This is a genomic window from Halovibrio sp. HP20-59 (assembly GCF_033052795.2).
GTDB lineage: Bacteria > Pseudomonadota > Gammaproteobacteria > Pseudomonadales > Halomonadaceae > Vreelandella.
In genome coordinates, this window is the sequence record NZ_JAWJUW020000002.1 from 28,341 (window position 1) to 44,472 (window position 16,132).

At 54.5% G+C, this 16,132-nt stretch carries 14 protein-coding genes; 10 read left to right on the forward strand and 4 right to left on the reverse strand.

The features are described from left to right. Positions 1-155: 155 nt before the first annotated feature. The gene (locus RZA33_RS02330) at positions 156-908 is read left to right on the forward strand and encodes a Crp/Fnr family transcriptional regulator (protein WP_317506239.1); all 753 of its coding nucleotides are present in this window, start codon (positions 156-158) and stop codon (positions 906-908) included. A gap of 180 nt (positions 909-1,088) precedes the next feature. On the opposite strand, the gene RZA33_RS02335 is transcribed toward RZA33_RS02330, so the two are convergent. Further along, positions 1,089-2,039: a LysR family transcriptional regulator gene (locus RZA33_RS02335; protein ID WP_317506240.1), complete on the reverse strand. Its 951-nt coding sequence runs from the start codon at positions 2,037-2,039 to the stop codon at positions 1,089-1,091. A gap of 143 nt (positions 2,040-2,182) precedes the next feature. Between RZA33_RS02335 and RZA33_RS02340 the strand changes: the two genes are divergently transcribed. Further along, the gene (locus RZA33_RS02340; protein WP_317506241.1) at positions 2,183-3,241 is read left to right on the forward strand and encodes an SDR family oxidoreductase; all 1,059 of its coding nucleotides are present in this window, start codon (positions 2,183-2,185) and stop codon (positions 3,239-3,241) included. Between the two features lie 81 nt (positions 3,242-3,322). Here RZA33_RS02340 and RZA33_RS02345 read toward each other — a convergent pair whose 3' ends face one another. The 3 genes from RZA33_RS02345 to RZA33_RS02355 all read right to left on the reverse strand — a co-directional run bounded on the left by RZA33_RS02345 (position 3,323) and on the right by RZA33_RS02355 (position 7,497). Beyond that, entirely contained in the window at positions 3,323-3,757 is a 435-nt protein-coding gene (locus tag RZA33_RS02345) for a CBS domain-containing protein (protein WP_317506242.1), read from the reverse strand. 131 nt (positions 3,758-3,888) lie between these two features. Then, entirely contained in the window at positions 3,889-5,094 is a 1,206-nt protein-coding gene (locus RZA33_RS02350; protein ID WP_317506243.1) for a cation:proton antiporter, read from the reverse strand. Between the two features lie 171 nt (positions 5,095-5,265). Then, a complete protein-coding gene (locus tag RZA33_RS02355) occupies positions 5,266-7,497 on the reverse strand; it encodes a glycosyltransferase (RefSeq protein WP_317506244.1) in 2,232 nt (743 codons plus the stop codon). A gap of 146 nt (positions 7,498-7,643) precedes the next feature. Between RZA33_RS02355 and RZA33_RS02360 the strand changes: the two genes are divergently transcribed. The 8 genes from RZA33_RS02360 to RZA33_RS02395 all read left to right on the forward strand — a co-directional run bounded on the left by RZA33_RS02360 (position 7,644) and on the right by RZA33_RS02395 (position 16,106). Further along, a complete protein-coding gene (locus RZA33_RS02360) occupies positions 7,644-7,781 on the forward strand; it encodes a hypothetical protein (RefSeq protein ID WP_317506245.1) in 138 nt (45 codons plus the stop codon). Positions 7,782-8,235: 454 nt separating this feature from the next. Then, positions 8,236-9,270 carry a sodium:calcium antiporter gene (locus RZA33_RS02365; RefSeq protein WP_317506246.1) on the forward strand — a complete coding sequence of 345 codons (1,035 nt, stop codon included), beginning with the start codon at positions 8,236-8,238 and terminating at the stop codon, positions 9,268-9,270. A gap of 205 nt (positions 9,271-9,475) precedes the next feature. Continuing rightward, positions 9,476-10,513, forward strand: coding sequence for a hypothetical protein (locus tag RZA33_RS02370; protein WP_317506247.1), 1,038 nt, complete (start codon positions 9,476-9,478; stop codon positions 10,511-10,513). A 179-nt stretch (positions 10,514-10,692) separates the two neighbouring features. Further along, positions 10,693-11,670 carry a calcium/sodium antiporter gene (locus RZA33_RS02375; RefSeq protein WP_317506248.1) on the forward strand — a complete coding sequence of 326 codons (978 nt, stop codon included), beginning with the start codon at positions 10,693-10,695 and terminating at the stop codon, positions 11,668-11,670. Positions 11,671-11,862: 192 nt separating this feature from the next. Further along, the gene (locus tag RZA33_RS02380; RefSeq protein ID WP_317506249.1) at positions 11,863-12,948 is read left to right on the forward strand and encodes a mechanosensitive ion channel family protein; all 1,086 of its coding nucleotides are present in this window, start codon (positions 11,863-11,865) and stop codon (positions 12,946-12,948) included. Positions 12,949-13,674: 726 nt separating this feature from the next. Then, positions 13,675-14,076, forward strand: a complete 402-nt coding sequence (locus RZA33_RS02385) for a DUF2784 domain-containing protein (protein WP_317506250.1) — start codon at positions 13,675-13,677, stop codon at positions 14,074-14,076. A gap of 140 nt (positions 14,077-14,216) precedes the next feature. Then, positions 14,217-14,801, forward strand: coding sequence for an O-methyltransferase (locus RZA33_RS02390; protein WP_317506251.1), 585 nt, complete (start codon positions 14,217-14,219; stop codon positions 14,799-14,801). A 195-nt stretch (positions 14,802-14,996) separates the two neighbouring features. Further along, on the forward strand, positions 14,997-16,106 hold the full coding sequence (locus RZA33_RS02395) for a GGDEF domain-containing protein (protein ID WP_317506252.1): 1,110 nt from the start codon (positions 14,997-14,999) through the stop codon (positions 16,104-16,106). The last annotated feature ends 26 nt before the right edge of the window (positions 16,107-16,132 follow it).

Below are 16,132 nucleotides of genomic sequence, written 5' to 3' on the forward strand. Positions count from 1 at the left end.
CAAGGATTGAAGGTGGCATTGGGGAACCGGATTACCTCAGAAGGATTCATGCAACCGATTGATAACACGCATCATTCATAACCTACGTTAAGATAGTAAAGGAGGCATATGTTTTAGAATAACGCTAATAAACCATTTGCCTAAGAGGTAACAGAGTGTCTCTCATCGATTCAGTAGTGATGCGGGCCCTGAGTACCCAAGGCGCGCTGTCTCCGGAAGACAAAGCGCTATTGCTGGGCCTTGAGCTCAGCCCTAGGTACATGTCAGCTAGCGAGGTGCTTTGGCAGGAGAGCGAGAATGCTGATCTGTTTTGTGTGGTCAAGGAGGGCTGGGCATACTCCTATCGGAACTTGAAAAATGGTTCAAAGCAGATTCTCAAGTTCTATCTTCCTGGCGATATCATCGGCATTCGCGATTTTGGGTTCTCCCGTCGCTTGGCAAGTGTGGCAATGATTAATAAAGGTGTGATCTGTCCGTTCTCATATCAGCAACTTTTTGAACTCTTTGGGCGTTCGAGCCTAGCGGCTGGCATTGTGGCCACAGCCACGCGTCAGCAGGCACAGCTCTCCGAGCGGCTGATCTACCTTGGCAAGTATGCAGCCCACGAGCAGTTGGCACACTTTCTCTACGAAATCTATCTGCGACTCAAGCGGATCAATGCCGTTGAGGATAATAGCTTCTTCATGCCGCTCACGCAGGAGCTGATTAGCGACGCGCTGGGGATGAGTCCGGTACACGTGAGCCGGACTTTTTCGATGCTGCGTGAGGAGGGGCTGGTGATCCGAAAGCGCCAGCACGTGACGCTGCCCGACCCCGAAGCGTTGGCACGGTTAGTCGAATTCAATGATAGCTATATCGATGAATTCCTATCGCCGTCGTTTTCTGAACTTTTAAAAGCTAGTCCATAAAGCGCCGATAGCTTCTATTCGCCGATAACAGCCCCTTCCAAAGCCCCCAACTTCCATCAGAAGCCGGTTTCACCAATAGCTAATCCTCTCTTCGCATTAACAACCTGTGAGCTAGCTTTCCATGTTTACTGAAATCTGGTTTTCCTTTGCCCTGGCGTCGGTGGCTTTGCTTGCAATTCGTCAGCGCGAACGCCGGTGCGGGGCAACAACTGTGGATACATCCCAGGGGGGGAGGGGAGTCAACGACTCGAACAAGTAATCGAGGAAAACGCGAACCTTGCGTGAGCGAAGACGGCGTTCGGTGGTAAGCACGTGGATGTCGCGTCGCCCGGGCATAACCTCGCAGCGCCAGTATTCAAGTAACGTTACCAGCGTCCCGGCTTTGAGTTCATCGGCAATCAGCCACGTCGGGAACATTACTAACCCCTGCCCCAATAGGGCTGAATGCACCAAGCTGATGGCATCGTTGCTGTAGAGTTTACCGGCGACCTCGAAGGCTTTGGCGCTCGTTTGACCCGGTGCCTGAAAGTACCAGCGTTGGCGGCCCATTTCGCCTTGATAGATCAAGCAGTTATGATCGGCGAGAGCCTCAGGCGATTGGGGCTCGCCATATGTTTGAAGATAGCTCGGTGACGCCGCGACCACGTAATTCATCGGTGCCAGGCGGCGCGCGACTAGCGACGAATCTGAAAGATTGCCCACGCGAAAGGTGATGTCGTGCCCTTCCCGAACGGGATCGACTACGTGGTCGTTAAGCTGCAGTTCGGCCTTGATGGAAGGATACCGCTCCTGAAAGTGATGAAGCAGGGGTACGATCTGACGCTGACCGAACGCCACCGGTGCATTAATGCGTAGCATGCCGCTGGGCTCAGTACTGGGATGCGCCAACGCCTCTGTTGCGAAGTCGAGCTGTTCCAGAATATCGCGCACCTCTTCGTAGTAGCGCCAACCCGCCTCGGTGAGCGTCACTGCACGTGTATGCCGGTAAAGCAACGGCTGACCTACGGCCTCTTCCAAGCCTTGGATTTGTCGAGAAATGGAGGAAACCGCTCGGTGGAAGTGGCGAGCGGCAGCGGTGAAGCTCCCTGTGGCAGCGACACGCTCGAAGACGCGCAGGGCATTAAGATCCATCGTGTTGAAACTCCTCAAGTTGCGTCCTATGCAATAATTATTTGCAGTGCTTTTGATTGTAGCAATGAACGACCGCTACCAGAATACATGCATCGGCTGCCTGCTTGGCGGTCAAGCATCATTCACGAAAGGAGACACAGCTTATGCGTAAAGGGATTGCACTTGTCGTCGGTGCCACTGGCATCACTGGTGGTAATTTGGCTTCCTACCTAGTGGCTAGCGGTTGGACGGTTTACGGGCTTTCACGTCACGCCAGCGAACAGAACGGTGTGATTCCAGTGACCACTGACTTGCTTGATGCGTCGGCTACCCAAGAGGCGCTGGCCAGTCTGCCCATTACCCATGTGTTTTACTGCACCTGGGTCGGTCGTGAGAACGAGAAAGCCAATGTCGAGGCCAATAGCGCCATGATGCGCAACCTGTTCGCGGCGCTTGAAGACGTTAACCTAGAGCACGCCTCGCTGGTCACGGGAACCAAGCAGTATCTCGGTTCATTTGAAGCCTACGGCAGCGGTCGCATCGAAACGCCGTTCCGCGAATCCGAGCCGCGCGTTCCTGGCGACAACTTTTACTACGCGTTGGAAGACGTCCTGTTCGAAAACGCCGAGCGTCAAGGCTTTGCCTGGAACGTGCATCGTCCCCACACGGTCATTGGCTACGCGCGTGGTAATGCCATGAACATGGGCACCACGCTTGCCGTTTATGCCTCAATTTGCAAGGCAACCGGTAAGCCATTCGTGTTCCCCGGTTCGCAGACTCAATGGAACGCACTAACGGACATGACCGACGCGCTGGTTTTGGCTCGCCAAATGGAGTGGGCTGCGACGACGCCGGGAGCGGCGAATCAGGCATTCAATACGGTTAACGGTGACGTTTTTCGCTGGCGCCGCATGTGGCGTGAGATTGGCGAGTACTTCGGCCTTGAAGTGGCGGATTGCCCCGAAACGCCGCAGCCGCTGGACACCCAGATGGCTGGGATTGACGCGACCTGGCGTGACATTGCCGAGAAGCACAACCTAGTCGAGCCCGATGTCACTAAACTTGCTTCATGGTGGCACACGGATGCTGATCTGGGCCGCGACCAGGAGTGTGTCAACGACACCGCTAAGTCACGCGATTTCGGTTTCGACCATTTCAGTGAGACCCGAGGTGCGTTCTTCGATCTGTTTGATCGCCTACGTGCGGAGAAGGTCATTCCCTAATAGCAACAGCTCTGTAAGACGGAAGCTTTTAAACCAAGGCTCGGCGCTGGCAGGCGCCGAGCCTTGTCGTTTGTGGAACCGTCAATGACAACCCTGGTCAGGTGGTTCGATCACAGAACGAACCAGATCAACTAACCGTATGATTCCCATCAGCCGACTGTTCTCATCAAGCACAGGAATATCCTCGACCCAGCGCTCCATGTTTTTATAGAGGGCATCATAGACGTGCTCATCAGGTCGAACCGAAATAAAGCGTTGATCCATGAATTCATACACCGGACCCGGTGCCACCCGCTCAAGCATCTGGCGGCGGCTGTACGTTGACCGGTAAAGTAATACATCTGCCAGCTGCTGGAAGCCAAGGTGACCCACGACTCTTCCATCAGTGTCAGTGACATAGATATCGCGGCATTCTGGCTTGCCTAGCAGCGCACGCGCTGCCTCTTCAAGCGAGGCCTCACGTTCGATGGTTACCCCAGTGACGGTGTGCCTTTCTAACCAATCAGCGACCTTCATTTAGCTTCTCCTTCAGCCGGTGCCAGCGGAAGTCTCTGGCTTGACACAAGCCATAGCGTACGGTGGTTGTATCGACCCATTTAGTCAGCGTCAGTGACGTCTTTATAGCGAGCTGTTTGATGGCGACATCATCACGGTACTGTCTTCTCGTTCTGTGTATTTTGATAAAGCTCACCAGCCCGGTGCAGGCCGTATCGTACCGAGATCGCACCCACCGATTCAGTCAGCAAGGTGGTGGTTGCAATAAGGTTGACAATAACCTCACCTGCCTGCGAAAACATCGGATAGTTCATTAGGAGTAGCGCCAGGCCGATGGCCACACCACCCTGAGGGAACAGCCCGAAACCGATGTTTGACCAGATAGCTCGCGGCGCACCAGCCAGTCGTGCGCCGCTTCCGCCTCCGATGAAAAGACCTACGGCACGTGCAATGAAGTAGGTCAACACCAGTGGCCAGTAGTCGATAACGACTGAAGGAGTAAAATGCAGCCCTGCGAAAGTGAAGAACAACACGAAGACGGTTTCCTCAAGGTCTTCGATTGGCTCGAATAATCGCTCGACATAGGGACCACAAAACAATTGCACCGAAAAACCCAGAACCATCGCCGCTAGCAGCGCCGAGAACTCAGCCCAAGTAGCTAACCCGACTGTCAGTAGAATTCCGCTCAACAATAGTGGGAGCAACATGCGCTTTTCGTGAAAATGGCGCGACAGGCGCTCGATTAGAAAGCCGCCGCCGCCGCCCACTAGCAATGCGACTCCGACCTCCCAGAAAGCCGTGCCCAGCGCTCCCCCTAGCGAACCGCTACCGGCGACTGCCATCACTAGTGCAAAAATGAGGATCCCAAGCGCATCATCAATGGCCACCATGCCAAGCAGCGTGGTGGTCAATGGTCCACGTGCTCTGTATTGATGTACCACCGCCACGATGGCGGCAGGAGCCGTAGCCGGGGCGAGCGCGCCGAGAACGAGAGCGAATGACCACAACGGCAGGTCGGCCACCGTCATACCCAAAAGCAAGACTGCCCCCACCACTACCAGAAAAGCCCCAGAGACTTCGCCTAGAGTTGCTCCGGCGATGCTCCAGCCGAGACGACGCAACTTGCTAGGGCTGATCGCCCCGCCAATCACATAGGCAATGACCCCTAGAGCTATCGATACCAGCGGCTGGGTCCACTGTGTATCGTCTATACCCAGTTGACCACCCAGCAGGCTAGGGGCAAAGAGCATGCCCACTAAGATGTAACCCACGACTCGCGGTAAACCGAATAGACGGCTTCCAAGCGCTCCAAGCGCGAGCCCAGAGAGCAACAATACGCCAGTCAACAGTATTTCCAAGCCTCCTCCTTCTTATATATCCGACCGAAAAAAACGTTTAAAAATCAACGAACCTGTTTCTACTGCGTCATAGAACGATTTGGCTACAGCGTGGTGTTGATGACTGTGGCATTGGAAGCGGTTGTTTGTGCAGCGCTCTACGCATTGCGATCTTGGCGGCTACAGGCACGATCATTTATCGCGCTTCTTACGCCGTGCCTCGATCACGTAGTGGTACACCCGCAGTACCTTTGCGGCAAACTTCCCGATGCGATGCTCGGCGGCTGAACCTGAGGCTTGACCGCTCATGCGTGCCTTAAGCGCGTCATCGCTAAGCAGGGTGTCGATACGCTGACTCCAAGATAGGGGGTCGGGCGCGGTTTTGTAGCCGTTAACCCCGTGCTGAACGATATCCTCAATGCCGCTGGAGCGAATCACCACTACCGGAAGTCCCGCCGCCATGGCTTCCAGCACGACCATGCCTTGGGTTTCCGAACGTGAGGCGAAAACGAAAAGCTCGGCCAGATGGCAGTACACCGCTACCTCGTCGGGCGGGACTGCACCGACCAGCGTGACATGCTCGCTAAGCCCTAACGCTTCGATGCGCGCCTGTAGTCGGTCGAATTCGTTGCCCTCGCCAAGCAGTAATAAATGAAAATTATGCGTGCTGTTATCACGCAACAGCACCAATCCATCAAGCATAAAATCGATGTTTTTCTCTTTGCTTAAACGTGAAATCGATACCATTACACGCTTACCCTCAAGCCGATAGCGCTGGCGTAGGGTATCGAGCGCAGCACTGTCAGTGGCGGCAAAACGTGCGTACTCAATGCCGGTTGGCTGAACAAAAATCGGTTGTTTCACCCCAATGATGCGTAGGTACTCTTCGGCAGAACTGGTGGGCACAATGACAGCGTCGCAGCCGTTGGCAAAGCGTTTGACCAGCGCGTGGGAGATCAAGTTACGAAACAGCGGCCCCGGCAACGGTACATAATGGGCGTAGTGTTCCAGGCGCGTGTGGTAAGTGTAAACCACCGGTACTCGTAATAATCGGCCCAACAACTGACCGGCGCGCCCAACCCAGAACGGGTGATGTACGTGAATCACCTGCGGTGCAAAGGCGCGCACTCGATTTAACAGGCGCCAAGAGAAAATGTTTGCCAGGCGAAACTCTTTGTGTCGACCCAACGGCAACAGCGGGGCCAGACGCAGCACATCGGCGTCCTCGTCAGTCGATGGCTGGGGGTAGCGCGGGGCGACAATCATTACGCTGTTATCCATCTCGGTCAGACCACGTTTCAAGCGCTCAATGGAAATGGGCACGCCACCAATAAAGGGCAGGTAGTTGTTGGTGAACATAGCCACCCGAAGTGGTGTGCCAGTACCGGCGTCCGGATCGATATCGAAATCGGGATAATAATCCTGCTCGGTAAAAATGCGGTTGTGTAGCCAGAGCGCGATGGCAATGAACGTGGAAACGATCAAGATGAAGTTCAGGTAGCCGACATAAAACAACGAGTAGATAAAAAACCACAAACTCTCCAGCGTACGCCAGATCGGGTGTTGGCCGATATCCAAGCGCTGTTCGCTGATCTGAACCTCCTCGCCGTCGACAGTGACCGAGACAAAGTGGTGATAGCTCTCGTCGTCATTGAGCACAAGCCCACCGGCGCCGCCGGTGACGATGTAGTCGGTGTCGCCATGGCGCTGGCGATCAAAGAGCGGTACCTGAGAGGAGAAAACCGCATTCACACCGGCCTGCTCGATCTGGCGAGTGAACGCTTGGCGTGCGGCATTCTCAAGGTGGTAGTTGTCGTCATCTTCTAATCCGAATAGCCCTGTGTGATCCACCGGGTAGAGCGGGTGAGCACTGAATAGGAACTGATTGGGTTCGTGCCCTAAAGCGAGCACTTCCTTAAGCCAGCGCGTTTGCCAACCGAAATCAGTGGTGCCGGTGCTGTCTAGAAAGGTAAAGCGGCTTTTTCCTGCGGCAAAGCTAAAGTGATAAGGGCCGAAGTGGTCATAAAAGCGAAAGCTACCGAGGCGGCTTTCCTCGTGAGGGCCGAAGGTTAAAAGAAACGGCATTTCCAAGTAACTGAGGGTGCCAAACAGCGCGCGGTATTTATCCTCGCCGCCGCTCGCGACAGCATTGCCTGCCGAGATGATAAAGTCATAGCCCTCATGATTGAGGCGCGGGATAATTTTGCGCTCAAAAATGCCCACCGAATTGTTGATGTTGCCCAGCACTGCAAAACGATACGTCTCACGCCCGGCCAGCATCGTCTCAATGGCGTTAACCTGGTCGGCGTGGGCACTGGCAAAATCCTGTTCAAAAAAATTCAGGTAGGCTTTGTAACCCAGCAGCGCAGCAATGAGGCCAAGGTTGAGATAAAAAAAACACGAAATGAGTCGCTGGCGGGGCACTCGGCATGTCTCCTAGACAAGGGGAGCGGGTAATAGGGCGATAAACTGCCACAAACGGCTACGAACGTCGATAACACTATTTTTATTCGCCACGTTGTCTCATCAAATTTTGGCGTAAACAGGAGACAGGGCAGATGGCGCTTTCCATGACAATAGCCTTAAGTGTTTTGGCGGTGCTGCCAGTACATGGTGGGCTATGTCAGTGGCTGACGGTCAATGACATGGAGTTTGGCGCGCTTGCCACCGCGAGTGGCCTCCGTGATGTCCTGCTGGCACTAAGCTAACGTGCCGCCTATACCCAGCGATCAGGTACAACAAAAGAAATTCAGCCTGGTGGAAGGGGAGGCTTAGGGAAGGGTGGAACGTCATTAGGTTGCTTTTTATTAGGCTCATCTTCAGGGCGTGGGGGCTGCTTTGGTTGGCGCTTGTTCGGGGGAGGGTCAGGCTGCACCGTATCGTATTCTGTGCAAAACGGCTGCTGAGACTGTTCTGCCATTGAGTAACTTACAGCGTAAATTGCATTTCCTATGATCATGTTGACACTCCAATCAGCTTTGTATTAGCCCTTATAGAATAGTTCAGCTGTCCGGTTATGTTCAGGGTAGCTACAGTTGATACGGTGGGACAAGTGAACCAAGGAGCGATTGTGAAGGAATTTCCCCCTTTTTATACATCGCTGGGTAAGTCAGACATGGGCCTTTTCGTTACTGACGGAGCATTTCGACGCGGTGGTGATCCATGCCTGATGTGCTGACATGGACGCTGGTGGCAGTGGTGTCTACCGCAATCGTGTGGCGCGGAAGCAGCTTGTTAGAGCGCGCCAGTGAGCGGCTGGCGGCCTATTATCGGCTTCCCGACATCGTTCAAGGTGCGGTTGTGGTCGCAGTGGGGTCGAGCTTTCCCGAACTCTCGACCACGGTGATCTCAACCCTGGTACATGGTGAGTTCGAACTTGGTGTGGCCGCGATTGTCGGTTCAGCGCTGTTTAACATATTAGTCATTCCCGCGCTGTCAGGATTGGTTAGCCGCGAGCCGCTTCAAGCCAACCGTGACCTCGTCTACAAAGAAGCGCAGTTCTACATGATCGCGGTGGCGGTGCTTACGCTCGCTTTTTCTTTCGCGATTATTTACCACCCACTGCCCAGCACCGACGGCGCCATTCGCGGCGAGTTGACGCGTCCTCTCGCACTCCTGCCAGTGGCTCTCTACGGTCTCTACCTGTTTGTTCAGTATCAAGATACTCTCGACCACGAGGGCGATGATGACACTCGGGATATCCACCCTGCTCGGGAATGGGGATTACTGGCACTTTCGTTGGTATTGATCGTGATCGGTGTGGAGGGACTGGTGCGAGCCGCCATCAACTTCGGCGATATCTTCGGTACCCCGAGTTTTTTGTGGGGGATAACCGTAGTGGCGGCAGGCACCTCAATCCCGGATGCTTTCGTCTCGATCCGTGCCGCACGCCATGGGCGAGGAATCACCAGTATTGCCAACGTACTCGGCAGTAACACCTTCGATTTACTGGTGTGCATTCCCGCCGGTGTCTTGATAGCGGGCACCGCCGCTATCAACTTTTCCATCGCGGCCCCCATGATGGCGGCGCTCACCGCCGCCACGGTGGTGCTATTCCTGATGATGCGAACGCGAATGATCCTGTCGCGTCGGGAGTGCGTCGCTCTGCTGGTGATCTATGTAGCTTTTCTTGTCTGGATTGGCGCTGAGACGTTCGGAGTACTTGACTGGGTGCCTAGCCTGCCACCAGCCCCCTGATGTTGAAACCTGCACCGTTAAAAACCAGTTGCTTCAATGACATAATGTTTAGCCAAAGCAGGAGTGTCGAGGTCTATCCCATTCCCGTTGCGAAACGCTGCCAAAACTGTACAAAATGTTGGCACTATATTTAATCATCCATTTCAGCCGTTAAGCGCACTGATCAATGTGCATTGTCGGCTCCACCAAAGTGAGCGAATCATCCATGACCCACGCAACCATTCTTTATGAGGGCACCATCCACTGCTTTCCTGCGGGCTTGCGTGATGAAAGAGGCAAACTGGTCAATGCGGAAGTGTCCGCCGTGCTCTATGACGGCAAGCGGCTCATTTTGGCCAGCGACAAGCCAATTCCTGGGGAGGAACGTTCGGCGGTTTTTGCCCTGCCCATGACGTCAAAGGGCCCCGATGACAGTTCCTTGGAATATTTCACGGCGCCGCTCATCAAAAAAGCTGTCAAGTATGAGGACTTCGCTCTCACCACAGATGCACGCTATGTATTGGCCACCACGGGCTTTGACCGTATCGACGATGCTAGTCACGACCTCAACGCCTACAATCACCTACTGATTTGGCCGCTGGGGGAGCCTGGCAAGGTTAAGGTCGTTGATCCCGATCCCCGGGACGGCGTTGAGGGGTCTTTGGAACTGCGTAACAAGCTCGATCATGCCATTGGTTTTCCCTATTATAAGATCGAAGGCTTGGCGACGATTCCTGGTGAACGCGGCGATGGCCTGTTGCTATTTGGGATCCGTGAACAGGGGCAGGCCCATGATGATTTTGCCTATGTTAGCCGCGTAGTAGGTGCCCACTACGAGATCAGTGATCGGGGCAACCTGGTATTGATCGACGAGATGCGTGACATCTACACCTTCGATCCGGGTGAACATGAGAGCGTGCGTTTTGAATGCGGCCTTTCGAGCCTGGAGTATGACCCCTATCATGGCCGACTTTACCTGGTGACCAGCTTCGAATTTGAGCAGCAGGGCGCTCCACGTATCGGCGGTTATTTGTGGGTGATCAGTCTTGAGGATCTGCGTGCCGGGAGAGGCCCCACGCTAGTGACCTCACCCGAGGGCGACGCGATTGAGTTCGAACACAAGGCTGAGGGTCTCGCCGTACTCGACCATGAGCGTCTTTTTGTTGCTTATGACAACGACCGTCATCTTGGGCTAGGTAGCGTCGACGAACGAGATGAACGACATGCCTGTGAAGCGCCCTATACTCTGCTTCACGTTTCCTGACCCGGCTCGTAACCACGAAGTGATACCCTAAACGGAAAGGGACTGCGCAACCGACTCAGCGTTTTGCGCTGAGAGCAACGTTGTTGTTTCCTTCCGGATACTCTAATTATGACCAGTGCGAAGATATTGGCAGTTGGTGGGCCATTAATAGCACCATTTTTCACCACTGAGGAAACGCTTTGTTCTTACCTATTCTCGCCATCATCCTGGGGATCGTTTTGCTCCTATGGAGCGCCGACCGCTTCATTGACGGAGCTGCGGCGGTGGCCGTGCATCTCGGGCTGCCGTCACTGGTCATTGGCATGGTGATTGTTGGCTTCGGCACCTCGGCACCGGAAATACTCGTCTCTATAATGGCGGCCTTGGATGGCAACCCTGATCTAGCGCTCGGCAACGCATTGGGATCCAATATCTACAACGTTGGCCTTATTATCGGGGTTTCGGCTCTGATCGTGCCGATGGCGGTACATTCGACAATCATCCGTCGTGAACTTCCGCTGCTTTTTCTGTTTGGCGTGTTAGCCGGCATGCTGTTCTGGAATGGCGTACTTAGTCGACTCGAATCGCTGCTTCTACTGGCGGGCTTCTTTGGCTTGATGGGCTGGACAATCTGGAAGGCGCTGAGGGGCAAGAATGACCCGTTGGCCTCGGAGACCGAACAGGAACTCGTCTCGCATGCCCTGACATTGGGACGGGCCATCCTCTGGCTTATCGTTGGCCTGGCACTGCTGCTGGTGAGTTCGCGGATGCTAGTCTGGGGCGCTGTTTCCGTGGCGAGTGCCCTGGGCGTAAGCGACCTTATCATAGGGCTAACCATCGTGGCCCTCGGCACCTCGCTGCCCGAGCTGGCGTCATCGATTGCCGCGGTACGCAAGGGTGAACACGACATCGCCATCGGTAACGTCGTGGGTTCCTGTATGTTCAACTTGCTAGCGGTAGTCGGCATCGCCGGTGTCATAGCGCCGATGGAAACGCTTTCAGCGGACATCATGTTGCGGGATTGGCCGGTGATGATGGCCATGATCGTGGCGCTGTTTGTCATGGGCTACGGCTTTCGCGGCCGTCAGGGCCGCATTAATCGCATCGAGGCCAGCGTATTACTGGCGGGCTTGTTGGCTTACAACGGTTGGTTGGCCAATACCGTGCTATCGGCTTGATTGTAGTGGCATAGTGAATTTGGTCACCTGGTTATAGATGCAAATATGCACCAAGACATCATTAGGTGGCAGCATGGCAACAAGACCCAAACGTAACAGATATTTATCAACGCGTTGGGTGACTTTCTGGCCTTTCCAATCCGCATATATTAGTTTGTTCTGGATGGAGCCACCATCCAGAAGGAAAGGGCAATGTTGAAAACGTTGGAAGCGGGTTTGCAGGCTTGGATGTTGCCGGGCATTTCATCGCTGCTGGCCGTTATAGCCAGTTACACCCTCTATAGGCTGACGCTAGCGGTGATCCGACACTTTTCAAAAAGGCGAACCGTTCCTCGCCTGTTTCTGGACGCGGCTGCCAAGGCGCTGGGCTTGGTTACCAGCCTGCTGGCGCTCAGGGCAACGCTCAATGGCGCTCCGGATGATCTGCTGCTTTTGTCACCGTTGAAACAAGTGGTCACATTGCTACTGATTCTGTCCCTGACGTGGGCAGCGGTTCGCCTGACCTCAGTCATTGGCGACGTTATCGTGCTGCTGAATCCGGTATTGGAAGGGCAGTGGAAACGGGCCCGCAGGGTAGAGACGCAGACACGCTTCTTGGTCCGTTGCCTGAATGTTCTCATTCTCATCGTGGGTATTGGTGCCGCGCTGATGACCTTCGAGCCGGTCCAGAAAGTGGGTGCCAGCCTGCTGGCGTCCGCAGGTATTGGCGGTATTATCCTGGGTTTTGCGGCACGGCCAGTATTTAGTAACCTGTTAGCGGGCATTCAAATTGCGCTCGCCCAGCCGTTCCGCATTGATGATGTTCTATACGTGCAGGGTGAGTGGTGCTGGGTCGAGGAAGTGACGGCAACCTATGTGGTCTTGCGAGTGTGGGACCAGCGTCGGCTTATAGTACCGTTGCAGTGGTTTATCGAGCACCCTTTCCAGAACTGGTCGCGGAATACGACGGATTTGCAGGGCACGGTCTTCATCTGGGTTGACTACACTATGCCCATCGAGCCACTACGCCAGGAGTTTTTGCGCTTGCTGGATACGATGAAACAGTGGGATGGCAAAGTGGCAACTGTTCAGGTAACCGACTCCAATGATCAGGCGCTAGAGGTCCGCTTCCTTATGAGTGCACGTAACTCAAGCCAGAACTGGGATCTGCGATGCGCTATCCGTGAGGGTCTGGTGACGTATATACAGCAGCATTATCCATCGCAACTGCCCCGCCTTCGTGCGCGACTGGTGGATACTTCTCCAGAGTTTGAGGACAACGCCCAACAACCTGAATGACCTTCAAGGAGAACTGCCTGAGATATCTGGGTTTGGTTGCCGATTCCAATCTGGCAACCGGAAAGCCTAAAGCTGCCACCGTACTTTGAATCGCCTCGAGATTTGTAAGAGCGCAATTCATTACGCGATCAGCAAGGGTCATGGCGCCGAGGGTTAACGCCAGCAGATAGCCTGATCGCCCGACAAATCGAGCTCCTATAGGGGCTGGGTGCGTGCACCGGGGTTTGTAGGAGCGCAATTCATTGCGCGATCAGCAAGGATCGAGGCGCCGAAGGTAAATGCCCCTAGACGGCCTGATCGCGCCCGACAAGTCGAGCTCCTACAGGGGCTGGGTGCGTGCACCGGGGTTTGTAGGAGCGCAATTCATTGCGCGATCAGCAAGGATCAAGACGCCGAAGGTGAACGCCAGCAGATAGCCTGATCGCCCGACAAATCGAGCTCCTATAAGGGCTGGGTGCGTGCACCGGGGTTTGTAGGAGCGCAATTCATTGCGCGATCAGCAGGGATCGAGGCGCCGAGGGTAAATGCTGGTTGACTGTATGGGCGGTCACGATATATCGGTACGCTGCTGCCAGGGCGCTAGGTGGTCGTTCAGCTGGGGTTATGGTGATGGTTCAAAGTAGGACTCTAGTTCAGCCGGCTTAGGAAGCGTGACTAGCTGAACAGCCCACCCGCAATGCTGTCGAAAATGGCAGTTCATGCGCTACCAGCCGGAAATAACGACTCATGCCTTCCACGTTGCTACTCCTGCTCGCCGATACGCTTCTGATCATCCACTTGCTGTTCGTCGCCTTCGTTGTACTCGGCTTGCTCGTCGTGTATGTGGGCTATTTTTTGAACTGGCAGTGGGTGCGCAACCGGGTGTTTCGCATCATACATTTAGGCGCCATCGGCTATGTGGTGGTGCAATCTTGGTTGGGAGCGATCTGCCCGTTAACTACCTGGGAAATGGCGCTAAGGGCTAAGGCAGGCGCCGCTACCTATGCGGGGTCGTTTATTCAGCACTGGCTGCAGAGCCTGCTCTATTACAACGCTCCTGACTGGATTTTCATGGTGGTTTACACCGTGTTTGGCGGCTTAGTGCTGGCGAGCTGGTTTGTGGTGCGGCCTCGTCAACGCTTTCGATGATAAACCTCTGATGGGGTAAGCGTTAGGCAGCGGCGGCCTTTGGCCCGCTAAGCGACACCCATCTGGCGAAGATGAATGGGTGCGTTAAGCTGAAATAGTCAGTTGATTATTACCGAACCATTGGGTGAAAGGGGGAGGATGTGAGTGAGTCATTTCGAGCGTTGCTTGTTGAGTTAGAGCAATTTGGTCAGGAAAACGATGCGGCTATCGCTGACCGTCCACGGCGAATGCTGAATATTACCCGCGATACTGGAGAGTTTCTCTCGGTGCTTACCCAGGCAACAAGCGCACAACGTGTGCTGGAGATTGGCACGTCCAACGGTTATTCCACCTTGTGGTTGGCGCAAGCGGTGCGAAAGACTGGTGGGCACGTCACAACGATTGAACAGGCCGAGTTTAAGCTTGCCCTGGCGGTCGAAAACTTTGAGCGTTCTGGTCTCTCTGCGTTTATTACCCAGCTTCGGGGAGAGGCGGGCGGGCTGCTTGAAAACACGGACGATTCTTCGTTTGACCTGATTTTCCTGGACTCTAAACGCTCTGAGTATTTGCAGTGGTGGCCGAATATCAAACGCATTTTGCGAGCGGGGGGTCTTCTCGTGGTAGATAACGCTACTTCGCACGCCGATGAAATGGCGGCATTTATGGGGCAGGTAACGGCAGCTCCCGATGTCACGACCTGCACCGTACCGGTGGGGAAAGGGCAATTCTTGGCCACGCGCCAATAGCCTTATTAAGCTTTTTTTGGGCTTTGTTTAAGCCGCTGTCATTTCGCAAAGCGGCTTAACTCGGGCATGATGAGCACCCCATAAGATGATGCAGTGCTGTAAAGCCCGTTAGCCACGCCAGAAAATTCTGATATCACTGGTGTTTCCAGTTAGGTGGTGGGTGGTTGCAAAACTGTTCAGTTCCGGAAACAGGTGATGATGACAAAGCATGTGCCAATACTTGCCGAATGGCGGGAAGATTTTTTGCTTTACCAATACGCGCTTTCACGTCGACTTGGCTTCTTGTTGTCCTGCGTAGTCTTGGTATTGTTGCCCGTATTCGCAACCCTGGAAGCTACCTTGTTGAGCCACCATAACGACGAGCTGGTGTGGCAACATAATAGCCTCCGCTTGCCCACTGCCGTTCTGGCCATCACCTTTTTAGTGCTTTACCTGAATAAAGTTAAGGGCTGCTGGACCTATCCGTTGCTATTGGCGCTGAATTTATCGGTAGTGGGGATGATGGCCTCCATGTTCACTCTCCACTATTCGCAGCAAGAGGAACACTTCCTTTATATCAATCAGGGGTTGACCATGGCCATCGTCGCCATGGCGACGGCTACCGTCTATGGGGCCAGAGACTTGGCGATTGTCTACGGTTTGCCTCTACTTGCCGTCGTGAGCTTTTTGGCGGCGTCAGGCTACGGATTACCTGATAACGTTACGCCGTTGATCTACATTCCTTTAGCCATGGGCATAGGTATTGTCATCGCGACAATGCTTTATAAGGAGCACCGGCGCTCGTTCATTGCTAGCCAGCAGCTTGCACACAATGCATTAACCGATGCGCTCACCGGCCTGCCTAACCGCCGTGCTATGCAGGCGCAGTTGCAAGCAGAATGGAGCCGCGCAGAGCGCAAGGGGCCGTGCTTTGCCGTTCTTATGGCTGACCTGGATCGCTTTAAGGCTGTCAATGACCAGCACGGTCATGAGGTGGGCGACGAGGTGCTCATCATCCTGGCGAGTCGATTTAATGCCAACCTTCGCAGTGGTGATCGGGTTGCTCGCTGGGGTGGCGAGGAATTTTTGATGCTGATTCCGGATGCCAATGAGGAGAGCGCTTTGGCTGTCGCCGAAAAAATACGTCGTGCTGTGGCTGAACCGGCTTTTGCTACTTCTGCAGGCAATCTTGCGATTACGCTGAGCCTGGGTGTGGCGCTTCATCGTCGTGCGGAGCGCATTGATGACGTCATTAGTCGTGCCGACAAGGCGCTCTACCGTGCCAAGCAAGAAGGGCGCAACCGCGCCGAGCTGGCCAAAGACTGATGTCATATCGCCGAATAGGAACGAAG